Annotated in this window: 27 protein-coding genes; 18 read left to right on the top strand and 9 right to left on the bottom strand. The window is 65.5% G+C overall.

Annotated elements, in window-relative coordinates:
* Positions 1–27 precede the first annotated feature (27 nt).
* Entirely contained in the window at positions 28–1,392 is a 1,365-nt protein-coding gene (locus BXA07_RS23470) for an amino acid permease (protein ID WP_076571371.1), read from the bottom strand.
* Positions 1,393–1,581: 189 nt separating this feature from the next.
* Here BXA07_RS23470 and BXA07_RS23465 point away from each other — a divergent pair, with 189 nt between their 5' ends.
* A complete protein-coding gene (locus tag BXA07_RS23465) occupies positions 1,582–2,265 on the top strand; it encodes a YoaK family protein (RefSeq protein ID WP_076571369.1) in 684 nt (227 codons plus the stop codon).
* A gap of 3 nt (positions 2,266–2,268) precedes the next feature.
* Here the strand turns inward: BXA07_RS23465 and BXA07_RS23460 are convergent, their stop codons facing one another.
* Positions 2,269–2,712: an acyl-CoA thioesterase gene (locus tag BXA07_RS23460; protein WP_212592356.1), complete on the bottom strand. Its 444-nt coding sequence runs from the start codon at positions 2,710–2,712 to the stop codon at positions 2,269–2,271.
* Between the two features lie 135 nt (positions 2,713–2,847).
* On the opposite strand from BXA07_RS23460, the gene BXA07_RS23455 reads away from it, so the two are divergent.
* From BXA07_RS23455 to BXA07_RS23445, 3 genes are read left to right on the top strand one after another with little or no spacing between them, the layout of a single operon-like run.
* On the top strand, positions 2,848–3,576 hold the full coding sequence (locus tag BXA07_RS23455; RefSeq protein ID WP_076571367.1) for a GntR family transcriptional regulator: 729 nt from the start codon (positions 2,848–2,850) through the stop codon (positions 3,574–3,576).
* A 7-nt stretch (positions 3,577–3,583) separates the two neighbouring features.
* Positions 3,584–4,318: an SDR family NAD(P)-dependent oxidoreductase gene (locus BXA07_RS23450; RefSeq protein WP_139335716.1), complete on the top strand. Its 735-nt coding sequence runs from the start codon at positions 3,584–3,586 to the stop codon at positions 4,316–4,318.
* A 34-nt stretch (positions 4,319–4,352) separates the two neighbouring features.
* On the top strand, positions 4,353–5,045 hold the full coding sequence (locus BXA07_RS23445) for an aspartate/glutamate racemase family protein (protein WP_076571363.1): 693 nt from the start codon (positions 4,353–4,355) through the stop codon (positions 5,043–5,045).
* Here the strand turns inward: BXA07_RS23445 and BXA07_RS23440 are convergent.
* The gene (locus BXA07_RS23440; RefSeq protein WP_076571361.1) at positions 5,042–5,512 is read right to left on the bottom strand and encodes a heme-degrading domain-containing protein; all 471 of its coding nucleotides are present in this window, start codon (positions 5,510–5,512) and stop codon (positions 5,042–5,044) included. The two genes, BXA07_RS23445 and BXA07_RS23440, sit on opposite strands and share 4 nt — an antisense overlap.
* A 92-nt stretch (positions 5,513–5,604) precedes the next feature.
* On the opposite strand from BXA07_RS23440, the gene alkB reads away from it, so the two are divergent.
* From alkB to BXA07_RS23420, 5 genes are all read left to right on the top strand, one after another.
* The gene (gene alkB, locus BXA07_RS23435; RefSeq protein ID WP_076571359.1) at positions 5,605–6,267 is read left to right on the top strand and encodes a DNA oxidative demethylase AlkB; all 663 of its coding nucleotides are present in this window, start codon (positions 5,605–5,607) and stop codon (positions 6,265–6,267) included.
* An 85-nt stretch (positions 6,268–6,352) separates the two neighbouring features.
* On the top strand, positions 6,353–7,270 hold the full coding sequence (gene folE2 / locus BXA07_RS23430) for a GTP cyclohydrolase FolE2 (protein ID WP_139335715.1): 918 nt from the start codon (positions 6,353–6,355) through the stop codon (positions 7,268–7,270).
* A gap of 36 nt (positions 7,271–7,306) precedes the next feature.
* Positions 7,307–7,483, top strand: coding sequence for a hypothetical protein (locus BXA07_RS30900; protein WP_170909725.1), 177 nt, complete (start codon positions 7,307–7,309; stop codon positions 7,481–7,483).
* Positions 7,484–7,573: 90 nt separating this feature from the next.
* On the top strand, positions 7,574–8,395 hold the full coding sequence (gene blaOXA / locus BXA07_RS23425) for a class D beta-lactamase (RefSeq protein ID WP_076571357.1): 822 nt from the start codon (positions 7,574–7,576) through the stop codon (positions 8,393–8,395).
* The gene (locus BXA07_RS23420; RefSeq protein ID WP_083708486.1) at positions 8,392–8,787 is read left to right on the top strand and encodes a hypothetical protein; all 396 of its coding nucleotides are present in this window, start codon (positions 8,392–8,394) and stop codon (positions 8,785–8,787) included. Before blaOXA ends, BXA07_RS23420 begins: the two co-directional genes overlap by 4 nt.
* On the opposite strand, the gene BXA07_RS31695 is transcribed toward BXA07_RS23420, so the two are convergent.
* Positions 8,784–8,909, bottom strand: a complete 126-nt coding sequence (locus tag BXA07_RS31695; protein ID WP_280175074.1) for a hypothetical protein — start codon at positions 8,907–8,909, stop codon at positions 8,784–8,786. The two genes, BXA07_RS23420 and BXA07_RS31695, sit on opposite strands and share 4 nt — an antisense overlap.
* Before the next feature lie 175 nt (positions 8,910–9,084).
* Here BXA07_RS31695 and BXA07_RS23415 point away from each other — a divergent pair, with 175 nt between their 5' ends.
* From BXA07_RS23415 to BXA07_RS23405, 3 genes are read left to right on the top strand one after another with little or no spacing between them, the layout of a single operon-like run.
* Entirely contained in the window at positions 9,085–11,535 is a 2,451-nt protein-coding gene (locus BXA07_RS23415) for a penicillin-binding protein 1A (protein WP_076571354.1), read from the top strand.
* Between the two features lie 28 nt (positions 11,536–11,563).
* Complete coding sequence (locus tag BXA07_RS23410; RefSeq protein ID WP_076571352.1) at positions 11,564–13,105, top strand: cryptochrome/photolyase family protein; 1,542 nt, start codon at positions 11,564–11,566, stop codon at positions 13,103–13,105.
* Between the two features lie 11 nt (positions 13,106–13,116).
* A complete protein-coding gene (locus BXA07_RS23405) occupies positions 13,117–13,926 on the top strand; it encodes a hypothetical protein (RefSeq protein ID WP_076571350.1) in 810 nt (269 codons plus the stop codon).
* Between the two features lie 30 nt (positions 13,927–13,956).
* Here the strand turns inward: BXA07_RS23405 and BXA07_RS23400 are convergent, their stop codons facing one another.
* The 4 genes from BXA07_RS23400 to BXA07_RS23385 form a co-directional block, all read right to left on the bottom strand.
* A complete protein-coding gene (locus BXA07_RS23400; protein ID WP_076571348.1) occupies positions 13,957–14,697 on the bottom strand; it encodes a hypothetical protein in 741 nt (246 codons plus the stop codon).
* A 13-nt stretch (positions 14,698–14,710) separates the two neighbouring features.
* Complete coding sequence (locus BXA07_RS23395) at positions 14,711–15,277, bottom strand: hypothetical protein (protein WP_076571447.1); 567 nt, start codon at positions 15,275–15,277, stop codon at positions 14,711–14,713.
* Positions 15,278–15,356: 79 nt separating this feature from the next.
* On the bottom strand, positions 15,357–15,644 hold the full coding sequence (locus BXA07_RS23390) for a putative quinol monooxygenase (RefSeq protein ID WP_076571346.1): 288 nt from the start codon (positions 15,642–15,644) through the stop codon (positions 15,357–15,359).
* Positions 15,645–15,778: 134 nt separating this feature from the next.
* Positions 15,779–16,699, bottom strand: coding sequence for a LysR family transcriptional regulator (locus tag BXA07_RS23385; protein WP_076571344.1), 921 nt, complete (start codon positions 16,697–16,699; stop codon positions 15,779–15,781).
* A 147-nt stretch (positions 16,700–16,846) separates the two neighbouring features.
* On the opposite strand from BXA07_RS23385, the gene BXA07_RS23380 reads away from it, so the two are divergent.
* The 6 genes from BXA07_RS23380 (at position 16,847) to BXA07_RS23355 (ending at position 23,027) form a co-directional block, all read left to right on the top strand.
* Positions 16,847–18,061: a 3-hydroxybenzoate 6-monooxygenase gene (locus BXA07_RS23380; RefSeq protein ID WP_076571342.1), complete on the top strand. Its 1,215-nt coding sequence runs from the start codon at positions 16,847–16,849 to the stop codon at positions 18,059–18,061.
* Positions 18,058–19,110 (top strand): gentisate 1,2-dioxygenase, encoded by a 1,053-nt coding sequence (gene gtdA, locus BXA07_RS23375; RefSeq protein WP_076571339.1) that lies wholly within the window; start codon positions 18,058–18,060, stop codon positions 19,108–19,110. Before BXA07_RS23380 ends, gtdA begins: the two co-directional genes overlap by 4 nt.
* Positions 19,111–19,130: 20 nt before the next feature.
* On the top strand, positions 19,131–19,838 hold the full coding sequence (locus BXA07_RS23370) for a fumarylacetoacetate hydrolase family protein (RefSeq protein WP_076571445.1): 708 nt from the start codon (positions 19,131–19,133) through the stop codon (positions 19,836–19,838).
* Between the two features lie 66 nt (positions 19,839–19,904).
* Positions 19,905–21,260 (top strand): MFS transporter, encoded by a 1,356-nt coding sequence (locus BXA07_RS23365; RefSeq protein WP_076571336.1) that lies wholly within the window; start codon positions 19,905–19,907, stop codon positions 21,258–21,260.
* A complete protein-coding gene (gene maiA / locus BXA07_RS23360) occupies positions 21,257–21,901 on the top strand; it encodes a maleylacetoacetate isomerase (RefSeq protein WP_076571334.1) in 645 nt (214 codons plus the stop codon). The genes BXA07_RS23365 and maiA overlap by 4 nt, the downstream gene beginning before the upstream one ends.
* Before the next feature lie 25 nt (positions 21,902–21,926).
* On the top strand, positions 21,927–23,027 hold the full coding sequence (locus BXA07_RS23355) for a porin (protein ID WP_076571331.1): 1,101 nt from the start codon (positions 21,927–21,929) through the stop codon (positions 23,025–23,027).
* Here BXA07_RS23355 and BXA07_RS23350 read toward each other — a convergent pair.
* Positions 23,024–24,061, bottom strand: a complete 1,038-nt coding sequence (locus BXA07_RS23350; protein WP_139335714.1) for a helix-turn-helix transcriptional regulator — start codon at positions 24,059–24,061, stop codon at positions 23,024–23,026. The genes BXA07_RS23355 and BXA07_RS23350 overlap by 4 nt on opposite strands.
* Positions 24,062–24,179 lie beyond the last annotated feature (118 nt).

The following is a 24,179-nucleotide window of genomic DNA, read 5'->3' as shown; positions in this document are numbered from 1 at the left end:
TTTATTGCTTATTTCGGCGCAAGCAGCCTATGCTCCGGCCTTGCTTTGCTTGATCCAGTAGCCGATGCCCAGCGCACACAGCCACACGGGAATCAGGTAGACGGAGATGCGCAGGCCAGGCGTCAGGTACATGATCACGAGGATGCCGGCCAGGAAGACCAGGCACAGGTAGTTGGTGAGCGGGTAGCCCAGGCTCTGGAACAGCGTGGTCTTGCCCTCGGCCTTCTTCTGCGCGCGGAAGCGCAAATGGATCCAGCTGATCATGGCCCAGTTGATGATCAGCGCCGAGACGACGAGGCCCATCAGCACCTCGAACGCTTCGCCCGGCATGAAGTAATTGACCACCACGCAGGCGCCCGTGGCCAGTGCGGACACGCCCAGGGCCACGAGCGGCACGCCGCGGCGGTTCAGCTGCAGCAGCGCGCGCGGCGCATTGCCCTGCTTGGCCAGGCCAAACAGCATGCGCGTGTTGCAGTACACGCCGCTGTTGTAGACGGACAGTGCGGCCGTCAGCACCACCACGTTCAGGGCCGTGGCCACCAGGTTGCTGTCGAGCGCATGGAAGATCAGGACGAACGGGCTGCCGCCGGTGACGACGTTTTGCCACGGGTACAGCGACAGCAGAATGCCCAGCGCGCCGATGTAAAAGATCAGGATGCGGTAGATGGCCTGGTTGGTGGCGCGCGGAATCGTCGTGCTCGGGTCATCCGCCTCGGCTGCCGTGATGCCCACCAGTTCCAGGCCGCCGAACGAGAACATGATGACGGCCATGGCCATCACCAGGCCCTGCCAGCCGTTCGGGAAGAAGCCGCCGTGCTGCCACAGGTTGGCGATGGACGCCTGCGGCCCCGCGTCGCCGGAAGCGAGCAGGTAGGCGCCGAAGACGATCATGCCGATGATGGCGACCACCTTGATGATGGCGAACCAGAACTCCATTTCGCCGAACGCCTTGACATTGAGCAAGCTGATGGCGTTAATCACGCAAAAGAAGATCAGCGCCGAGACCCAGGTGGGCACGCCGGGCCACCAGTACTGCACGTAGATGCCGACGGCCGTCAGTTCGGCCATGCTGACGAGCACGTACAGCACCCAGTAGTTCCAGCCCGACAAAAAGCCGGGCAGGTGGCCGCAGTATTTGTCGGCAAAGTAGCTGAAGGAACCGGCCACCGGTTCGTCGACCACCATCTCGCCCAGTTGGCGCATGATCAGGAAGGCGATGACGCCGGCGATGCCATAGCCGAGCAGCACGGAAGGGCCGGCCATCTTGATGGTTTGCGCGATGCCCAGAAACAGGCCGGTGCCGATGGCGCCGCCCAGGGCGATGAGCTGGATGTGGCGGCTTTTCAGGCCGCGCTTGAGCTCTTGTGGTTCGGTATTCCCGACTGCCGTCATATGTTTTATCCTGTTTTTACGGGGCTGAGGTCGCTGATTCTAAAGCATGAATGGGCAAATCAGGAGCGAAATGCATGTTGCACTGCGCAGGCGCAGGAAAAGCCCCGCAACTTCGCCGAACGGCGCGCAAAACCGCCGCCGTGCGCGATGGCGGCACGGTATCATGATGGCCCATTTCAAGGAGTGTGTATGAATCTTGCGCAGCGCAGCCGTTTGCAGGGCATCAGCCTGGGCTTTTTGGCCGGCTATGTCGATACCCTGGGTTTTGTCGCCCTGTTTGGCCTGTTCACGGCCCACGTGACGGGCAACTTCGTGCTGATCGGCGCGGCGCTGGCCAACGCCACGCATGCCTCGATCGCCCTCAAGCTGCTGGCGTTCCCCGCGTTCATCCTGGGCGTGGCGGCGGCGCGGCTGCTGACGGTGGCGGCCGAACGGCGCGGCGGCCCGGCGCTGCGCCTGGCCTTGCTGCTGGAACTGGCGCTGCTGCTCGGCTTCATGGTCCTGGGCGTGCTGTCCGAACCGCTGGGGCCGGAGCCGGGCGCGCTGGCCATGACGGCCGGCCTGTTCGGCGCGGCGGCCATGGGTGCGCACAGCGCCACCAGCCGGCTGCTGCTGGCCCATTTGGCGCCCACGTCGATGATGACGGGCAACGTCACGCAAATCGTCATCGACACGGTCGACGTGCTGCGCGGCGCGGCCGACGGCGCCACGCGCGAACGCTGCGTCAAGTTCTTCTGGCCCCTGCTGGGCTTTGCCGTGGGCGCCATCCTGGCCGCCTTTGCCTACCTGGCCGTGGGGTTCGCCGCGCTGGCCGTGCCACTGGGCATTTTGCTGGTGCTGATCGCGCTGGAACCGGCGCGCCTTGCGCCCTGAGTCCTAGGCCTGGCGCGCCGCCACGACGGCCGGTTCGTACACGGCCAGGAATTCGGGCGGCAAACGGCGCGCGCGGCCGCTGCCCAATTCGATGCAGATCAAGTCCCAGCGTCCGCGCACGACGGTGGCGCCGTCGCTGTCGCGCACCAGCTGGAAGCGCCGCTCCATGCTGGACCGGCCATCGCTGGCGCACAGCCAGGTGGCCAGGGTCAGCGCTTCGCCTGCCCGCGTCGGCAGCAGGTAGTCGTACTCGCCGCGGCGGATCGCCATGGCACGGTCCAGGCGCCGGTAATCGTCGAGGTCCAGCCCCAGGGTAGCCGAGTGGTGCCAGGCGATGTGCTCGCACCAGCGCACGTAGACGGCGTTGTTCGTATGCTGCAAGCCGTCGATGTCGCCGGGTTCCGGCGTGACGGGCAGGGTGTGGGCGTGCGGATAATCCCAGTTCAAGTGCGCTCCTTTCGATGCGATGGCGGCTGATTGTACGTGCTCGCGGCGTTTGCTGTCTGCGGCGCACGTCTGGAAAAACACTGTTTTTCTGCTTGATGTATGATGCATCATATTTTCACGAGATCAAGAACACGCATGCATCAGCAATTGGACACTCTGCAGCACGTCAACCTGGGCAAGTCCGTGTATGCGATGCTGCGCGACGCGCTGGCGGCCGGGCGCTTCCAGCCGAACGACCGCCTGCGCATCCGCGAGCTGGCGCTGCAGCTCGGTACCAGCGTCACGCCCGTGCGCGACGCCATGCTGCAGTTGGTGCAGGAAGAGGCGCTGGTGCTGCGCTCGCCGCGCGACTTCCGCGTGCCCGTGCTGAGCGTGGCGCGCTACCTGGAAATCCGCGCGCTGCGCCTGGAACTGGAAGGCCTGGGCGCGTTCGAGGCGGCGCAGCGCATCGACGACGCCACGCTGGCCGACCTGGAACGCCTGCTGCAGGCGAACGAAGAGGCCATTGCGCGGCACGACCTGCCGGCGGCCCTGCAATGCAACCAGGCGTTCCACCTGGGACTGGCGCAGGCGGCCGGCATGCCGACGTTAAAGCGCTTCGTCGACCACCTGTGGATGCAGACGGCGCCCCTGATCGCCGCCGGCTACGCCAGCTTTTCGCCCGACATGCGGGTCGGCCACCACCACGCCATCATCAGCGCGCTGCGCCAGCGCGACGGGGCGGCCGCGCGGCGCGCCATCGAACAGGACATCCTCGACGGCGGCACGCAGATGCTCGCGTATGTGATGCGCCAGGAGCGCATCCACGCCGGCGCAACCGAACAAGACAAGGAAGCACATGACGCACATCCAGCACAAGACTGAACGGAACATGGAACAGAAAACCGCCATCGTCACGGGCGCCAGCCGTGGCATCGGCCACGCCGTGGCCGAGCGCTTCCGCAGCCTGGGCTGGCGCGTGATCACCGTCTCGCGCAGCCCGATACCGGGCGGCTGCCCGCGCAGCCAGGAGCACAACACGCACTTTTGCATGGATCTGTCGGACCTGAGCCAGATCGGGCAGATGGTCGACACCCTGCGCCCCATGCTGGGCGACGCCAAACTGCATGCGCTGGTCAACAATGCGGGCGTGTCGCCGAAGGGGCCGGGCGGTTCGCGCGTCAATTCGCTGACGACCGACATGCAGACGTGGCAGGAAATGTACAACACGAATTTCTTTGCGCCGCTGGCGCTCACGCGCGGGTTTGCGCAGGAATTGTCGAATGCGCACGGCTCGGTGGTGAACCTGTGCTCGATCGCCGGCTACCGCGTGCACCCGTTTGCCGGTTCCGCCTACGCCAGTTCGAAGGCGGCGCTGGCGTCCTTGACGCGCGAAATGGCCAACGACATGGCGCCGCTGAACGTGCGCGTCAATGCGATTGCGCCGGGCGAGATCGACACGGCGATCCTGTCGCCGGGCACTTCGCACATCGTCGACACGCAAATCCCCCTGCGCCGCCTGGGCACGACGGCCGAAGTGGCGGATCTGGTGGAATTTTTATGCAGCGAGCGCGCCTCGTACATCACGGGCGCCGAGATTCCCATCGACGGCGGCCAGCGCATCTGATCAACTTCAATACACGACACTGGGAGACATCAACATGACCCTGCATATCGGCATCGTCGGCTGTTCCGCCGAAGGCGCGGCCCTGTGCTACCGCACGATCTGCGAAGAGGGCGCGCATGCGCTGGGAGCGTATGCACATCCGGAAGTGACGCTGCACACGCCGTCGCTGGCGCGCTATGTGGAATGCCTGAACGGGGGCGACCTGGCCGGCGTGGCCGAGCTGATGCTGGCGTCGGCGCACAAGCTGGCCGGGGCCGGCGCCGACTTCCTGATCTGTCCCGACAACACCATCCACCAGGCGTTCGGGCTGGTGGCGCCCCGTTCGCCGCTGCCCTGGCTGCATATCGCGGACGTGGTGGCCAGCGAGGCGGCCGCGCGCGGCTACCGGCGCGTGGGCTTGACGGGCACGCGCTGGCTGGTCGACAGCGCCGTGTATCCGGACAGGCTGGCCGCGCGCGGCATCGATTGCGTGCGGCCCGGCGAGGACGAACGCAGCGAAATCAACCGCATCATCATGGAAGAACTGGTGCCGGGGGTGGTCAAGGCGGACAGCGTGGCGCGCTTCCAGGCCGTCATCGCCGGCTTGCGCGAGCAAGGCTGCGACGCCGTCATCCTCGGCTGCACGGAAATCCCCTTGATCATCGGCGACGCCAATTCGCCGCTGCCGACGTTGGACTCCACGCGCCTGCTGGCGCGCGCCGCCCTGCGCCGGGCGGTGGAAACCTAGCGTTCCAGCTGCGCCTGCAGCGCGGCCACCACGAGCGCGTGGTCGTCCGCCTGCGCCAGGCCGGACACGGTGACGGTGCCGACCAGCCCCACGCCGCGTACCAGCAGGGGGAAGGCGCCGCCGTGGCCCGCGTATTCGACGTCATCGAGGTATTTCACGTCTTCGAAGGTGCTGCCGCGGCTCTTGTGCGAGATGCCCATGTAATACGAGCTGCGGCAGAAGCGCTGCACCGTGTTGTTCTTGCGGCGTATCCAGTCCGCCTGGTCCGCCGTGGCGCCCGTCATGGCGTGATGGAACAGGACCTGGCCGTTGCGCGTGATATTGACGGTGACGGCCTTGCCCCGCTTGCGCACCTCTTCCACGATCCACAGGCCCACGGCCAGCGCGGCGTCGTTGTCGAAGCGCTCGAATTGCAGGGTTTCTTCCTGCTGCGCCAGGGTATGCAGCAAATCCGCGTAATGATCCATCGTCGATGAGTGTAAGTGGCTGGAAGCGCTACTGTAGCGCACCAGGGACCAGCCGCGCGCGCTTTTTCCGCGCCGGGCCTACAATAGGCGCCATGAACCTGTCCCTGTTTGCCGATGAAGACCAGGCCCCGGCCGGGCCCGCGCCGCTGGTGCCGGGGTCGTCCGCGTCGGTCCTGCTGCGCGCTTTTGCGCTGCCGTATCTGCCCGAGCTGCTGCCGGCGCTCGACGCCATCGTGCTGGCAGCGCCCCTGCGCCACATGGCCACGCCGGGCGGCTTGCGCATGTCGGTCGCCATGAGCAATTGCGGCGCCCTCGGCTGGGTCACGGATGGACGCGGCTACCGCTATGCGCGGCGCGATCCGGCCAGCGGCCTTCCCTGGCCGCCGATGCCGCCCGTGTTCCTGCATCTGGCGCGGGAGGCGGCGCTGGCGGCAGGCTACGCGGACTTTAACCCCGACGCCTGCCTCGTCAACCGCTATGCGCCCGGCGCGCGCATGGCCCTGCACCAGGACCGCGACGAGTGCGATTTCACGGCGCCCATCGTCTCCGTGTCGCTCGGTTTGCCGGCCACCTTTTTGTTCGGCGGCGCCGAGCGGGCCGACAAGGCCGTCCGCATCCCCCTGCTGCATGGCGACGTGGTGGTGTGGGGCGGCGCCGACCGCCTGCGCTTTCACGGCGTGGCGCCCCTGAAGGAGGGCGAACACGCGCTGCTGGGGGCGCAGCGCATCAATCTGACGTTCCGCAAGGCCAGCTGACCTGTCGGGAATGCCTGTTAATGCAATACACTTGCAAATAAGGCCGTTTTTCTCCATGATATGCAACTTGTTTGCATATGGAGCCATGACCATGAAGCGCGATTCCCATTCTTCGCCCCTGCCCGACGTGGCGGCCGGTCCCCACCTGGGCCACCCCTTGCCATTGGAATGGGTGGGCATGCAGGGCATCGCCTTGCCCTTGTGGCTGGAGGAGGGCGGGCAGTCGCAGCAAGTCCACGCCTGGGCCGACGTGCAAGTCGATCTGCCCGATCCGGCAGTCAAGGGCATCCACATGTCGCGCCTGTACCTGCTGCTCGACGCGTTTGCGGCCGCCCAGCCGCTCGAAGCGGGCGCCCTGGCCGCCGTGTTGCGGCGCATGGTGGACAGCCACGCCGATTGCGCCAGCACGCAGGCGCGCATGGCGCTGGCGTTTCCCGTGCTGCGGCGCCAGGCGGCGCTGCTGACGGCGGGGCTGTCGGGCTGGAAATCGTATCCCGTGCGCTTGCAGGCCAGTGTTGCTCCGCAGGGCTTTGCCCTGTCCCTGACGGTGGAGGTCGGCTATTCCTCGACTTGCCCGTGTTCGGCGGCGCTGGCCCGGCAACTGCTGGCCGACGCCTTTGGGGCCCAGTTCGGCGCCGGCGGCATCGACGGCGCCGCCGCTGGCGCCTGGCTGCAGGAACACGCGAGCCTGGCCACGCCGCACAGCCAGCGCAGCACGGCCACGGTGACCGTGCAGCTGGCGCAGGATGCCGAACTGGACCTGTTTCCCCTGATCGAACTGGTGGAGGCGGCGCTGGCGACGCCCCTGCAGACGGCCGTGAAACGGGCCGACGAACAGGCGTTCGCGCGCTTGAATGGTGCTAACCTGATGTACGTGGAGGATGCGGCCCGCCGCGTGCAGGCGGCGCTGGCGCCACATTATGCGCAGTCGAATGTTACTGTACGGCATATGGAAAGCCTGCATCCGCACGACGCCGTGGCGCAGGCGGGCCAGCTTGCCTGAGCTTTTCACTCAACCACCACAACAGAGGAGGACAGCATGCCTGGGAAAACCACGCGGGAGCCTGGCGAAGACCGCCTGGACGAGGAGCTGGCGCGCGAGCGGCGCGAACATGCGCTGATCGACGAGGAAAAGCTGGGCATGGACGAGCTGGAGGAGGAGCGGCTGCGGCGAGAACTGGAAGCGGGCGACGAGACAGCGGCACCCAAAAAATAATATTTCCATATGGAAACATTGCTGGCATCGGGCGGCGCTCGCCGGTACAATTTCGCTTTGTCCTGCCATCGTCCCAGTATCAGGAGGCCCATGAAGTATAGCGTTGCTTTATTACAATTTGCGTTCGGCATGTCAGGCATGGCCCTGGCCGCCTCGCCCGTCCATGCCGCCACCATCTGCACCGCCATGGCCGACGCCAAAGCGGGCACGGTCCTGCTGCAGGAAGGCAATTGCATCGACCGCGTCACCCCCGCCTCGACCTTCAAGATTGCCCTCAGCCTGATGGGCTACGATGCCGGCTTCCTCAAGGACGAGCACAAGCCCAGGCTGCCGTACCGCCAGGGTTTTGTGGACTGGGGTGGCGAAGCGTGGCGCCAGGATACGGACCCGGCGCGCTGGATGCAGTACTCCGTCGTCTGGTATTCGCAGCAGATCGCGCAGGCGCTGGGCGCCGAGCGTTTTCAAAAATACACCAAGGCTTTGCGCTACGGCAATGCGGATGTGTCGGGCGACCCCGGCAAGGACAATAGCCTGGAGCGCTCGTGGATCAGTTCTTCGCTGAAGATTTCGCCGCTGGAGCAGCTGGGTTTCCTGCGCAAGCTGGTCAACGATCAATTGCCTGTGAGCAAGCAGGCGATGGAGCAGACGCGGCGCCTGACGCGCCTGGCGGACGTGGACGGCTGGCAAGTGCACGGCAAGACGGGCGCCGCCTTCCCGCGCAAGGCCGATGGCAGCTGGGATGAAGCGCGCGGTTATGGCTGGTTTGTCGGCTGGGCCAGCAAGGGCGAGCGCACGATCGTCTTTGCGCGCCTGGTGCAGGACGAGCAAAAGGGCGCTCAATCGGCCGGCTTGCGCACGCGCGAGGCCATGCTGAAGGAATTGCCGTCTCTGCTGGAGCAGGCGCAGAAGTGACGCAGCGTGCCGTCACGGCCACCTTCATCGCCAGCGACGGCGCGTATCTGGAAGCCGTCATCGAGGTGGATGGCCAGCGCCTGCACGTGATGGATGAGTTCGGTGGTGCCCAGATGGCCGCCGGCACGCGTTTCCAGGCCGAACTGTGGCCCGTGGCCAGCGAGAGCGATGACTGGGACGCCATCTTCCGCGCCAATCCCGGCCGCGAAAAGCGCTTGCTGCGCCTCGATGGCTGGCGCTACCTGGCGCTGGGGCAGGTGATCAGCGTCGATCCCGTCGTCTGCGACTGCGGCCTGCTGCAGGTGGAAGACGCTTTTCATACGCGCGACGAGCGCTGCGTGGGCGCCCATGTCGGCGTCACGCTGGCGCGGCTCGACGCCTGCAGCGCCTAGCCTTGCAGCAGGAGGCCGTGCACGAATTGATAACCTAGCCTGACGCCGACGCACAATATGGCAAAGGCGACTGCGGCGAGCAGGATGGCGTGGTATTGCTGGCGTTCTGACAAGGGCGGCATGGCATTTCACACTGTGATGGCGGGACTGCATGCGTGACAGCATACGCGATTGTTTCTTTGGAGACAATAATATGGGTTTCCCCGAGGAACTACGTTACTAATTTCCAGCCAGCCACATTGCCCGCCCTATATACTTGCTGAAACGGATCATCCGGCATCAGACAAGGTTAGAAGCATGGCATCAGGCATGGAGCAGTTTCAGGAAAAGGCAAGGCAGGCATTCATACGGGGGCGCGCGCAGGCGGTGCGCGTGGCGGGCGTGGCGTGGACCAGGGCCGTGGCGCTGTACCGGCGCGGTCACGCGCATCTGATGACCTTGCCGCCCGTGCGGCGCGCGCTGGTGCTGGGCCTGTGGTCGTTGCTGGCCTTGCTGGCGCTGATAACAGCCTACATGCTGCTGCTGATTCCCCTGACGCCCAGCATCCACGACCTGCGCCAGGCGCGCGCGGCCGCTCCGAGCACCATGGTCAGCGCCGACGGCAAGGAGCTGGCCCGTTTCGACCAGGGCTTGCAGGAGCGCGTTACCTTGCAGCAAATCTCGCCGAACGTGATCAGCGCCTTGATCTCGACGGAAGACCATCGCTTCTACGAGCACCACGGTGTCGATTTCACCCGCACGGCCGGCGCCATTTTGCATACGGCAGGGGGCAACCCGCAAGGCGGTTCCACCATCACGCAGCAACTGGCGCGCAATATGTTCCCCGAGGAAATCGGCCGTTCGCGCAACCTGAACCGCAAGCTCAAGGAACTCATCACCGCCCTGAAAATCGAGGCCACCTACAGCAAGACGGAAATCCTCGAAGCGTATTTAAACACGGTGCCTTTCCTGTACAACACCTACGGCATCGAAATGGCGGCCCGCACGTATTTCGACAAGCCCGCTTCGCGCCTCGATATCCTCGAAAGCGCCACCCTGGTCGGCATGCTCAAGGGCACGAATTACTACAATCCCGTCGGCAATCCCGAACGTTCCTTGCAGCGGCGCAATGTGGTGCTGGGCCAGATGCGCAAGCATGACGTCATCGACGAGGCGCGCTACAAGCAGTTGATCAAGCGGCCGCTGCGCCTGCATTTCGAGCGCCAGAGCGAACGGGCGCAGTCGGACAGCCATTTCACGGCCTATGTGCGCAAGTGGCTGATCGACTGGGCCGACGAAAACGATTACAACCTGGAACTGGACGGCCTGGTGGTGCACACCACGCTGGACCATGACTTGCAGCAGGCGGCCGAGCGCGCCGTCGAGCGCCAGGCCAACGCCTTGCAGGCGATTGCCGACGTGGAGTGGAGCCGCGCCGGCGTGCCGTCGTCCACCTCGACGGGCATGTATGCGGGCATGCAGGCTGGCAGCGTGGCCTTCGATTATTTCTGGAAATCGCATCCGGCCCTGCTCGACGCCTTCGTGCGCGAGTCGGGCGACTACCGCAAGCTGACGGCGGCCGGCGGCACGCCGGACGAGGCGCTGGCGCAGCTGAAGGGCGACCGCGCCTTCATCGCGGCCCTGCGCAAGTCGAAGACGCGGCTGGAAGCGGGCTTTGCAGCCATGGACCCGGCCACGGGCGCCGTGCGCGCCTGGGTGGGCAGCCGCGACTTTGCGCGCGAACAGTTCGATCACGTTTCGCAGGCGGCGCGCCAGCCCGGTTCCACCTTCAAGCCCATCGTGTATGGCGCGGCGCTGGAAAAGGGCCTCAGTCCCGACCACGTCTACCGCGATGCCGTGATGGATATCAAGGCGGCCGACGGCACCAAATGGCGGCCGACGGACATGAGCGGCACGACGGGGCGCGACATGACCATGCGCGACGGCCTCGTGTACTCGAAAAACACGATCACGGCGCAGGTGATGCAGGACGTGGGCTTGCCGCCGATCATCAAACTGGCGCGCGCGCTCGGCATCCGCGACAGCAAGCTGGAAAAAGTGCCGTCCCTGGCGCTGGGCACCAGCCCCGTCACCTTGCTGGAAATGGTCAACGCCTACGCCAGCATCGCGGCCCAGGGCGAAGCGCGCCTGCCCTTCGTCGTCACGCACATCACTGACCGCGAAGGCAAGACCATCGCCCGTTTCGGCGAAGACAAGCCCAAGCGCGCCATGCAGGCGGTATCGGCGGCCACCCTGACGGACATGATGCGCGGCGTCATCGACCGCGGCACGGGCACGGCCATCCGCAGCCGCTTCGGCATCCGCTCCGACGTGGCCGGCAAGAGCGGCACGACGCAAAACAATGCGGACGGCTGGTTTATTCTGATGCACCCGGAACTGGTCGGCGGCGCCTGGGTCGGTTTCAACGACGCGCGCGTCACCATGCGCAGCAATTACTGGGGCCAGGGCGGCCACAACGCCGTGCTGCTGGTGGGCGACTTCTTCAAGACGGCGCTCGACACGGGCAAGATCGCGCGCGACGCCATCTTCCCCGGTGGCAAGCCACCGCCGCCGCTGCGCCACGTGGAACCCGTCGAAGCGCCGCAGGACGAACCGGTGGAAGAGCCGGGCGACTTGCTGCAGGAAGGCGCGCCGCCCGCGCCGCTGGCCGTGCCGGCGGAAGAGGGCGGACAGGACGCACATGGCAAGGCCGTGCCGGAACCGGCTCCCGCGCCTGTCCCGGCGCCGCAGCCAATGCCGCAAGGCTAGCGGCCACGTGGTTATTTGATACAGGACAATGATGTCACCCAAGCCCACCTTGCGCCTGATACTGGGCGACCAGCTCAATGCCCGCCACCGCTGGTTTCGCCAAGTCGATGACGCGACCATCTACGTCTTGATGGAAGTGCGCCAGGAAACGGATTACGTGCTGCATCACGCGCAGAAAATCCTGGCCATCTTCGCGGCCATGCGCGACTTTGCGCGCCAGTTGCGCGCGGATGGCCACACCGTGCATTACATCGCCATCGGCGACGCGGCCAGCACGCGCTCGATACCGGACAATATCGAAGCGCTGCTGCTCCAGTATGACGCCGGCGCCGTCGAGTACCAGGCGCCCGACGAATGGCGCCTCGACCAGCAGCTGTACGAGGCCGGGCGGCGCTCGCGCATCGCCTGGCTGATGGTCGACAGCGAGCATTTCTATACGGCCCGCCACGAGGCGGCCGATATTTTTTCCGGGCGCAAGCAATGGCTGATGGAGTTTTTCTACCGCCAGATGCGCAGCACGCACCAGGTGCTGATGGAAGACGCGAAAAACCCCGTCGGCGGCCAGTGGAACTTCGACCACGATAACCGCAAGCCCTGGCGCGGCACGCCCGCCGAGCCGCAAGACCCGCGCACCGTGCATGACCATACCCGTCTATGGGAAAGCATCGTCGCCGCCGGCGTGAAGAGCTTCGGCGCGCCCCGTGCGGACCGGCTGGCCTGGGCGCTGAACCGGGCTGAGGCGCTGCAGCAGCTCGATGCCTTCATCGTGCATGCCTTGCCGCATTTTGGCGATTTCCAGGATGCCATGAGCAGCAAGGCCTGGCGCCTGTTCCATTCGCTGCTGTCGTTCGCGCTGAACGTGAAAATGCTCGACCCGCGCGAAGTTGTCGGCAGGGCGCAGGCCGCCTACCACGCCGGCCATGCGCCGCTGGCGGCGGTGGAAGGCTTCATCCGCCAGATACTGGGCTGGCGCGAATATGTGCGCGGCGTGTACTGGGCGCAGATGCCCGGCTATGCCGAGAAGAACTTCTTTGGCCATGCGCGTGCGCTGCCCTCCTGGTTCTGGGACGGCAAGACGAAGATGCGTTGTTTGTCGCAGGCGATCACGCAGTCGCTGGAGCAGGCCCATGCGCACCACATCCAGCGCCTGATGCTGATCGGCAACTTCGCCTTATTGGCCGGCCTCGACCCGGCCGAAGTGCATGGCTGGTACCTGGGCGTGTATATCGATGCCTTCGAATGGGTGGAACTGCCCAATACCGTCGGCATGAGCCAGTTCGCCGACGGCGGCCTGCTGGCCACCAAGCCCTACGTTTCCAGCGCCGCGTATATCGACCGCATGGGCGATTATTGCAAGGGATGTCATTACGACAAGAATGCGCGCATCGGCGAGAACGCCTGTCCGTTCAATGCGCTGTACTGGGATTTCTTTCACCGCAATGCGGCCACGCTGGAGCGCAATCCCCGCATCGGCATGGCGTATCGCCAGCTGGAAAAGATGGACGAGGAAACAATCGCCGCTTTCCGGCAACAGGCGGTCACGATGCTGGCCAGGCTCGATGCATTGTAGCGCAGCGCGGCATGGCCCCCGCCGTCCGCAAGGTGGCACCGTATCTGGAAGCACACGGCGCGCAATGTTTCGTGCTGCGCAAAAAAGACCTATGTCCGGGAGGGAGCATGTATCTGAGCTGTATCAAGCACGTTCTCTGGGTTTCTCTCCTTGCTTGCTGCTGTGCTACTCATGCGCAAGAACTGATCGCGGTCGGCTCGCCAACGGGCTATATTGCGCTAGGTCAAGTCGTCAAGAGCTCTTCCCTGGTGGCGCGGGTGACGGTCGTGTCCGCGACGGTGGTGCCGCACGAGGATGCTGCGGATGGGAAACCCTGTGGCATTGTCTACCAGGCAAAAGTCGTGCAGGCATTGAAGGGCAGCCAGGACGGTGATGTGCGGTTTTTCCTGCCTGTGGAGACTTCTCCTCTCCAAGCGGGGTTCAAGTACCTGGTATTCCTGGAGCATCGAAGCGAGCGCCAGGCCAGAGACTTCCTTGCGTCCCTGAACGTGGTCTTGCCTTATGCGGAAAGCAAGCGCTTGACCTGTAAATTTCCAGCGGGATATTACGTTTCCCTGCAGGCGGACCCCCTGGCATTTGATGCAGATGCCGGGAGACAATTTGGTGGTGAGTGGCTGAGCCTGGGAAGAGGCGGGGTGCCATCGGGCCTCTTGCTTTGCGAAGTACCTGTAACCAATAGCGCTAACGTGGAAAGCCGGCACCATCGACGAAAGAAATCCGGCGGCGCGGTGGTCAGCTGGATTGAAATGGCCCGCCTGATCAAAAGGGCCAATAGCGTGTTGAGCTTCTTGCACAGGGGACTCGATGCGTGCAGCCAGTAAGCCGTGCCGCCGCCCGTTCCCGTCTCGGATTTAGGGCGTATTGCGCATCAGCCCCGCCTGCCGCACGAACACTTGCAGCGCGGGCATGGTCTGCTGGTGCAGCCCTTCCAGTTCCGTGCGCAATGTGGGTGTGATGGTCAGGCTGCCGTCGGCCTGGCGGTGCAGGGGCAGGCCCAGCGCCTGTGCCATTTCCACGGTGTAATTCGTAAAATTGCCATACGGCCGTTTGCCATCTACGGCCGGCGTGGGCCAACAGCCTTCGGCCAGATAATCCTCGGCGCTGCCCATGCCCAGCATCTCCAGCGACAGCCATGACTGCTGGCGCAGCAGTTGCAGGTGGCGGGTGGTAAATGTGAACGGCACCTTGCCGTTGGCATAGCTGCCTGGTTTCAGATTTGCCATCTGCACGAAATGGGGCAGCAGCAACGCCGCTTCCATCAGGCGCTGCGCGGCCAGGGGCGCATCCTTGCTGGCAATGGCCTGCATGGCCAGCGCCAGGGTGTCGCCCGGGCCCAGCGGCTGGGCCGGGTTGAGCATCGGCGCGCCGCTTTCCACGGGCGACCAGCCGATCCGGAACTGCCGTAGCAGGGCCAGGTGGTGCACGTTCAGCACCTCGGGTGGCGGCGCGTCGAGGGTGGCCAGGATGCGCCGGCGCACGGCGGCGGGCAGGGTGCCGCCGGCGGCGCGGGCCAAGGTGGGCGGGCACAGCAGGGCACCGGCAAGGCGCAGCAGCCGGCGCCGGAACGGCAGGGCAGCGATCAGCGATGGCATGGCAGCGGGCGCGTCAAGGTTTGGCCGTGTCCTGGCGCTGGAATTCGATGCGGTTTTCCTGGTAGGTCCACTTGGTGTAGGGGCCGAACACGCGCCGGTTTTCCTTGCTGTCGGCATTCGACTGTTCGCGCTTCATGCGCCGCACGAGGGCGGTATCGACGAGCGGCTCGGTCGTGGCGTCGAACACTTCGTGCCGCACGCTCTGCCTGGCGTCGGCGCCGCGCGAAATGATGGTGAGCTTGCGCGAGGCGGGATCGAAGTACAGGCGCATGGCGAAGGTGTTCATATCCTGCAGGTACAGGCCGTCGTCGCGCCACTGGGCATAGAAATAGTCGCCGCAGACGGCCTTCGGTTCGCGTTTCCATTCGCAGGCTAGCAGGATCAGCAAATGATGGTCGTCGAGTTGCTTGATTGAAACACGTGCCTTGGAATAGCCCCAGTTGCTGGGTGGTACGGTCTTCGACGAGAGCAGCTTGTACTCGCCCACGAGCTTGGGCATGGGCGCTTGCGCGAAAGCGCCGGCGCACAGGGTCAAGGCGGCGGCCGCTGCGGCGCCGCGTATCGAGAAAAATGGTGTCATGATGGCCATAAAGAAAAGTTGCCACATTATAGATGGCAACTTGCCAAGATGGCCGCGCGCTTGCGCAGTGCGCCGCCCGTTACTTGAGCTTGCTCAGTTCCGCGATGTCGATCTTTGTTACCTTCTCGCCCACGGCGGCCACCAGCGTCTTGAAGTGGGGCGTCGCTTCATGCGCCGTATGGCCTGCCTTGTCCGTCCACTCTTCCAGCATGATGAAGCGCGTGGGAATCTTGTTGTCGAGGTGCAATTCGTAGCGCAGGCAGGCGCTTTCCGCGCGGCTGGGCGGCACGACGGCTTCCAGGGCGGCGCGCACGGCGTCAATATGTTGCGCTTGTGCATCAATGGTGGCGACGATGATCAGGGTCATGGTGTTCCTTGTAAAGTGGTGGGGCCGGATGCCGCCTGGCGCATCCTGGACGCTCATGGCCGCCATGTCCAGCCTGGCTGCGCCGAAACAGTTTCCGGCGCAGCCGGAAAATCAAGCCGAACAGGCCGGGGAAATTACCCGATTGGCAACGCCGTCGCGTCGCCCGCCCCGAACAGCTGCGCCATCGTCTGGCGCAGCCAGCGGTTTGACGCATCCTGGTGGTAGCGCTCGTGCCAGTGCTGCTTGACTGAAAAGCTGGGCAGGGCCACGGGCAGGGGCAGGATGCGGAACGCTTCGTGGTCCTGCATCTGCAGCGCGTAGCGGTACGGCACTGTGACGATGTACTCCGTTTCGGCGACGATGCGCGACACGCCCAGGAAGCTGGGCAGTTTCAGCACGATGCGCCGCTGCACGCCCGCCGCCGCCAGCACCTTTTCCACGATGGAATGGCCCGTGCCCGAGCTTTTCACTTCGATATGCCCCTCCGCCAGGAATGCTTCCACCGTGATCGTGTCGCGGATGCGCGGGTGGCCGCTGGCCACCAGGCAGACGAAATGCTGGTCGAACAGCTTCTGCTGGTAAAACCCCGATTCCAGGTGCGGCATGAAGCCCACGGCCAGGTCCACTTCGCCGCCCTCCAGCCGTGCCGGCGTGTCGGTGGCGATCTTCGACACGTCCAGCGTGATGCGGGGGCCCGTCTGCTGCAAATGGTTGAGCAGCGTGGGCAGCAGCACGATTTCGCTGATGTCCGTCATGCAGATGGCAAATTCGCGCGTGCTGGCGGCCGGGTCGAACACGGGCTGGTCGGCCAGTGCGTGCTGCCAAGCGGCAATGGCGGCGCGCACGTCCTGCACGGCATTCTGCGCGCGCGGCGTCGGCTCCATGCCTTTCGACGTGCGTGAAAACAGGCGGTCGCCGAAATGCGTGCGCAGCTTGCCCAGGCCGATGCTCACCGTCGATTGCGGCAAGCCCAGGTTTTCCGCCGCGCGCGTCACGTTGCGGCTTTTATAGATCTCGTCAAAGATGAATAGCAATTCGATATCGAAGCGCGACATGAGGATTCCACCATTATTTAAAAACGTGATTGTTGCTATTGTATTCCATCGCTTTACCAAATATTGACCTGTCGGCACACTGCTTGCCATACCAAGAGCACAGCAAACGTGCTGCGCGCAAGCACACAGATCAATTGGAGGAGAGAAATGGAAACTAACCACAAGCCGTCCGTGCTGGTCGTCGGCGGCGGCATCGGCGGCATGGCCGCCGCCCTGTCCCTGTCGCGTCTCGGCATGGCCGTCACCGTGCTGGAACAGGCCTCGACCCTGGGCGAGATCGGCGCCGGCATCCAGCTGGCGCCCAACGCCTTTGCCGCGCTCGACGCACTGGGCGTGGGCGAACGCACGAGGGCCAAGGCCGTGTTCACGGAGCGCCTGGTGATGATGGACGCCGTCGACGCCACCGAAGTGGGTACCTTCGTCGTCGACGCGGCCTTCCGCGAGCGCTTCAGCAATCCCTACGCCGTCATCCACCGGGCCGATATCCACGGCGCCATCCTCGACGCGGTGCGCACCTCGCCATTGATCACGTTTGTGACGTCGTCGCAGGTGACGGACGTGGCGGAAGACGCCGACGGCGTCACCGTCACGGACGCGGCGGGGCGCAGCTTCCGCGCCGATGTGCTGATCGGCTGCGACGGCGTCAAGTCCGTCATCCGCGAGCGCATCGTCGGCGACACGGTGCGCGTCTCCGGCCACGTGGTGTACCGCGCCGTGGTACCGGCCGCCGACATGCCGGCCGACCTGCGCTGGAACGCGCCCGTCGTCTGGGCCGGGCCGAACTGCCACCTCGTGCACTACCCGCTGCGCAGCGGCGAGCAATACAACCTGGTCGTGACCTTCCACAGCCGCGAGCAGGAAGCGTGGAGCGTCACGGACGGCAGCAAGGAAGAAGTGCTGTCCTATTTCGACGGCGTCCACGCGCAGCCGCGCCAGCTGCTGCACAAGCCGACCAGTTGGAAACGCTGGAGCACGGCCGACCGCGACCCCGTCGCCAACTGGAGCACCAAGCGCATGACCTTGCTGGGCGACTCGGCCCACCCGATGCTGCAATACCTGGCGCAGGGCGCCTGCATGGCGCTGGAAGACGCCGTGACCCTGGGCGAAGCCGTGCGCGCCTGCGGCTTCGACATGGCCGCCGCCTTTGCGCTGTATCAACGCTCGCGCATCGCCCGCACGGCGCGTGTCGTGCTGTCGGCGCGCGAAATGGGCCGGCTGTACCACGCCAAGGGCGTCGAACGCCTGGTGCGCAACGATCTGTGGCGCGGCCGCACGCCCGCGCAATTCTATGAGGCGCTGGCCTGGCTGTATGGCTGGACGGCGCAGACCTGCCTGGCCACCACCGAGAAGGACGCAGCATGACCTCCCATCAAACGCCCGAACGCGAGGCTTTATATGCAGCCTTGAGCGGCATGCACCTGTCGCCGCTGTGGCAATCGCTGCACACGCTGGTGCCGCCGCAGCCGACGGCACCGTATGCGGCGGCCCTGTGGCGCTATGCGGACATCGCGCCGCAGCTGGCGCGGGCCGGCGAAGTGATCACGGCCCACGAAGCCGTGCGCCGCGTCCTCGTGCTGGAAAACCCGGCCCTGCCGGGCCGCTCGTCGATCACGCAGTCGCTGTACGCGGGCCTGCAGCTGATCCTGCCCGGCGAAGTGGCGCCATCGCACCGCCACAGCCAGTCCGCGCTGCGATTCGTGATCGAAGGGCAGGGCGCCTACACGACGGTGGCGGGCGAGCGCACCACCATGCATCCCGGCGACTTCATCATCACGCCGTCGTGGACCTGGCATGACCACGGCAACCTGGGCGTGGACGGCGTCAGCGAGCCTGTCGTGTGGCTCGATGGCCTCGATATTCCCATGCTGCGCTATTTCGATTCCGGTTTCGCGGAAAACGACGCGCAGGACAGCCAGGCCGTCACGCGCCCGGAAGGCCAGAGCTTCGCCCGCTACGGCCACAACATGGCGCCCGTAAAACCCCTGCACGCGGGCGCCACCTCGCCCATCTTCAACTATCCGTATGCCCGCTCGCGCGAAGCGCTGGCGCTGCTGTCGCGCACGGACGCCCTCGACGAGTGGCACGGCTACAAGCTGCGCTACACGAATCCGCTGACGGGCGGCTCGCCCATGCCCACCATGGCCACCTTCATGCAGCTGCTGCCCAAAGGTTTCAAGGGCAAGCGCGCGCGCAGCACGGACGGCACCGTCTACAGCGTCGTCGAGGGGCAAGGCACGGTGCGCATCGGCGCGGAAAGCTTCGCGTTCGCCCCGCGCGACACCTTTGTCGTGCCGTCGTGGGCTCTTGTTTCCTTCGACTGCCCGCACGACGACGTCGTGCTGTTCAGTTTTTCCGACCGCCCCGTGCAGCAAGCGATGGGCGTGCTGCGCGAGCAGTTCTTGACCGATTGATCTTTTCACAGGATTTCACCATGACCAACTTCATCTTCGCCCCCCAGGCCATCGCCGGCCTGCCCATCGTCGGCACGGATAGCCGGTTTCCCGTGCGCCGCATCTACTGCGTGGGCCGCAATTACGCCGCCCATGCGCGCGAAATGGGTTTCGACCCGGACCGCGAACCGCCTTTCTTCTTTTGCAAGCCGAATGACGACAAGTCCGTCGTGCCCGTGCCGCCCGGCGTGACGGCCACGGTGCCGTATCCGGCGCAGACGTCGAATTACCACCACGAAATCGAGCTGGTGGTCGCCATCGGCAAGGGCGGCAGCAATATCGCCCTGGAAGACGCGGCCTCGCACATCTTCGGCTATGGCGTGGGCCTGGACATGACGCGGCGCGACCTGCAGATGCGCATGCGCGAGCAGGGCCGCCCCTGGGAAATCGGCAAGGCCTTCGATTATTCGGCGCCCATCGGCGCGCTCACGCCGATTGCGGCGTCCGGCGAGATCACCACGGGCGCCATCGTGCTGGAAGTCGACGGCAAGGTCGTGCAGACGAGCGACCTGGCGCACTTGATCTGGTCCGTCAATGAAGTCATCGCCAATCTGTCGACCCTGTTCGAGCTGCAGCCGGGCGACATCATCATGACGGGCACGCCCGAAGGCGTGGGCGCCGTCACCAGCGGACAGACCATGGCCGCGCGCATAGACGGTTTGACGCCGATCAAGGTCGCCGTGCAGTAAACCCCATCGGGCCAGCGCGGCACAGACCGCGCAGCCCAAACGAACAATAACAACGGAGACAAGATCATGACTACCCATGCCGGCACCGACGTCCAGCACTTCCTCGACAGCCACCCGTTTTCCCGCTACCAGAAGCTGATCCTCTGGCTGTGCTTTCTCATCGTCGCCATCGACGGCTTCGACACGGCCTCGATCGGCTTCATCGCGCCCGCCATCCGCGCCGAATGGGGCTTGACGCCTGCCGCGCTGGCGCCCCTGTTCGGCGCCGGGCTGTTTGGCCTGATGGCCGGCTCCTTCCTGTTCGGCCCCCTGGCGGACCGCTACGGCCGCCGCCCCGTGCTGATCGTCTCCGTCGCGTTTTTCGGCGCGGCCAGCTTGCTGTCGGCCTGGTCGACGGACCTGACGATGCTGCTGGTGCTGCGCTTCTTGACGGGCCTGGGCCTGGGCGGCGCCATGCCGACATCGGTGACCATGACGTCCGAATACTGCCCGCAGCAGCGCCGTTCCGGCCTCGTGACCATGATGTTCTGCGGCTTTACCATCGGTTCCGCGCTGGGCGGCCTGGCGTCGGCGCAGCTGCTGCACCTGATCGGCTGGCGCGGCGTGCTGATGCTGGGCGGTGCCTTGCCGCTGCTGCTGGTGCCCGTGCTGCTGTTGGCGCTGCCGGAATCCCTGCGCTGGCTGGTGCTCAAGGGCCGCGACGGCAGTCAGATCATCATGCGCCGCATCGCGCCGACCCTGGCCAGCCTGCCGCATCTGGTGGTCAGCGACAAGAAGCTGGCCGGCTCGCCCATGGCGGAACTGTTCCGCCCCGGCGTCATCGGCGGCACCTTGCTGCTGTGGTCCACGTTCTTCATGAGTTTATTGATCATTTATCTGCTGTCGAGCTGGATGCCGACTTTGCTGAACGGCAATGGCCTGTCCCTGTCGAACGCGTCGCTGGTGACGATGATGTTCCAGGTGGGCGGCACGGTGGGCGCCATCCTGCTCGGCCGCTGGATGGACCGCTACAGCCCCCATAAAGTGCTGAGCATCGCCTACCTGGCCGCCGCCGGCTGCATCGTCGTCGTGGCCCTGTCGGGCAGCAGCCTGGCCTTGCTGGTGCTGGCCGTCTTCGGCGTGGGCTTTGGCGTGAGCGGCTCGCAAGTGGGCGCCAATGCGCTGGCCGCCGCCTTTTACCCCACGTCGAGCCGCGCCACGGGTGTCAGCTGGGCGGCCGCCGTGGGCCGCAGCGGCTCCGTGCTCGGTTCCATGGCCGGCGGCCTGATGCTGACCCTGAAACTCGATAACGAAACCATTTTCTTTTTGCTGGCCATTCCCGCCGTGCTGGCGTCCCTGGCCTTGCTGGCCATGGGCCGCCTGATGCGCGCCCGGACTGCCGCCGGCGCCATTCCCGCCACCCTGAAAGAGAGCACCGTATGAAATTGCATGGCTATTACCGCAGTTCCGCGTCCTACCGCGTGCGCATCGCGCTGAACCTGAAACAGCTGCGCGCCGACACGGCCTATGTGCACCTGAGCCGCCATGGCGGCGAGCAGTTCACTGACGCGTTTTCCCGCCTGAACCCGCAGCAGCTGCTGCCCGTGCTGGAAACGGGCGGCGCCGTGCTGACGCAGTCGCTGGCCATCATCGAGTACCTGGACGAGACGCGCCCCGGCATGGCGCTGCTGCCGCAAGACGCGCTGGGGCGCGCCCGCGTGCGCCAGCTGGCCATGGTGTGCGCCTGCGACATCCATCCGCTCAACAACCTGCGCGTCCTCAATTACCTGACGGGACCCCTGGCCCTGTCGCAGGAGCAGAAGAATGCGTGGTACAAGCACTGGACCCATCTGGGCCTGGCCGCGCTGGAAGCGGAACTGGCGCACAGCCCGCAGACGGGCCGCTTCTGCCATGGCGACACGCCGACCCTGGCCGACTGCTGCCTGGTGCCGCAGGTGTACAACGCGCGGCGCTTCCAGTGCGACCTGGCCTTGTATCCGACGATACGCCGCATCGTCGCGCAGTGCGAGGCGCTGCCCGCGTTCCAGGATGCGCACCCGGACGTGCAGCCAGACGCTGAGTAAAAAAACACAAAAAACGGAGACTAGCATGAGAAAAATCAAGGCCATCACCATGGCGCTGCTGGGCGCGTGCGCCTGCGGCACCTGCATCAGCGCCTACGCGCAAGGCGGCGTCACCCTGTACGGAGTGCTCGACAGCTCCGTGGCTTACACAAGCAATGTCAATGCGGCCGGCGACAGCATGGTCAAGGTGCCGACACTGACGGGTTCGTTGCCGTCGCGCTTCGGCTTGAAGGGCGTGGAAGACCTGGGCGGCGGCCTGCAGGCGATCTTTGCGCTGGAGTCGGGCTTCGGCGTCGACACGGGCATCGCGGGGCAGGGCGGACGATTGTTCGGCCGCCAGTCGTGGGTGGGCCTGAAGGGCCGCTATGGCAGCGTGATGGTGGGGCGGCAAATGAATATGTCGTTCTGGGCCACGCAAAAGTCCGACATCATGGGCCCGGCCCTGTTTTCCATCAGCAGCCTCGATCTGTACCTGCCCAACGCCCGCAGCGACAACGCCATCGGCTACCTGGGCACGTTCTCGAACGTGACGGTGGGCGCCACCTACAGCCTGGGGCGCGATGGTTCGGCGGCGGGCGGGCCTGCCGCCACGGGCTGCGCGGGCGAAGTGGCAGGCAATGCGAAAGCGTGCCGCCAGATCACGGCCTTGCTCGGCTACGACACGGGCCGCTACGGCGCCACGGCCTCGTACGACATCCTGTACGGCAATGCGGGCGCGGCCAACGGCCTCACGTCGAGCCGCCACTTCGACCGCCGGGTGATTGCCAGCGCCTACGCCATGCTTGATCAACTGAAAATCGGCGGCGGCGTCATCGACCGCACGATCCGCGCCGCCACGGGACCCGTCCACTCGCAGCTGCTGTACTTCGGCGCCGCCTATCCTCTGGCCCCCGCGCTGGTGCTCGATGGGCAGCTCGCCAGGCTGGCCATCAAGGACAGTGCGAACGATGCCACCCTGGCCACCGCGCGCCTGACGTATCATTTATCCAAGCGCACGGCCGTCTACGCCGCCATCGGCCGCATGGCCAATGATGGCGCGGCCGCCGTGGCGCTGGACGCGGGCGGCAGCGTGGGCGCGGGGCGCACGCAACATGGCGTGATGGCGGGGATGCGCCACTTCTTTTAATTGCCTTGCATGTCTTGCCGGTAGCGCGCGGGCGGCAGTTCGAACTGGTTCTTGAAGAAGCGGGTGAATGCGCTTTGCGAGGAAAAGCCCAGGCGCTCGCCGATTTCCACCACGCTCAGGCGCGTTTCGCGCAGCAAGCGGCGTGATTCGCGGCTCTTGGCGCGCAGTTCCAGCGCGCGGAACGAGGTCTGCTCCTGCTGCAGCTGGCGCTGCAAGGTCCAGCGGTTCATCGCCAGGCCGTCGCACAGGGCCGGCAGCAGCGCGGCGCCGTCGGCGTCCCCGGCGCCTTGCCGGCGCAGCAAATCGATGATGGCCTGTTCCACGCGGGCCGAAAACAGCTGCGCCCCCTGCAACTGCTGCAATTGTCCCTGCGCGTGGCGCAGCGCGTGCGGCGCCAGCATGGCGTTGAACTGGGCGAAGGGCCGGTCCAGTGCCGGCGCGTCGAACGTCAATGTATTGCGCGCCTGGCCGAAGGTGGCGGCGGCGCCGAAGCACTCCGAAATGGCCGGCGCGAACCACGGCGCCTTGCCCTGGAAGCCGGCATGGAAGGCGGTGGCCGCGCCATCGTCGTAGGCGCGCGCGACCAGCGACAGCATGCGGAAATTGGCCAGCGCCTGCATGGCGCCGCCCCTGGCGCAGAACTCGGACAGGTATTCGATCTCGATGCGCGTGCCATTCTCGCTCATCAGCATGAAGTCGAATTCGCCGATCAGGCCCCGCAAGTGCAGCAGCTCGTGCAGCGCGCTGCGCAGGGTGGGGCGGTTGAAGCAGACGTGGGCGATGCCCGGGTAATGCGCGAACCAGTGCGTCACGTCGAGGTCGAGCAGGCCGCGGTGCTGCGGCAACTGCTGGGCATACGCCGTCATGCGCCGGTGCCGCTCGGCGTTGATGCGCCCGCCCGGCTCGTCCAGCTGCGCCGGCGTGATGCCCGTGTGGCGGAAAAAGTCGGCGGGGTCGTGGCCATCGGCCTGCATGGCGCGCGCGCATTGCTGCGCGATGCGGTTCGAAACCGTGCGCGTGTCGGGTTTGTGCAAGGCTGTCTCCTGCGTGTTGTAGTAATTTTTCACAAATATTAGCACTTTGTAAGAGATTGTTGGTTGTCATGGTGCTTAACCAAAAATTGTTCTCGCGGGTATAAAACGCGTGCTGCGC

Source organism: Janthinobacterium sp. TND4EL3, assembly GCF_900156175.1.
Lineage (GTDB): Bacteria > Pseudomonadota > Gammaproteobacteria > Burkholderiales > Burkholderiaceae_D > Janthinobacterium.
This window is presented reverse-complemented; position numbering and strand designations above follow the sequence as displayed.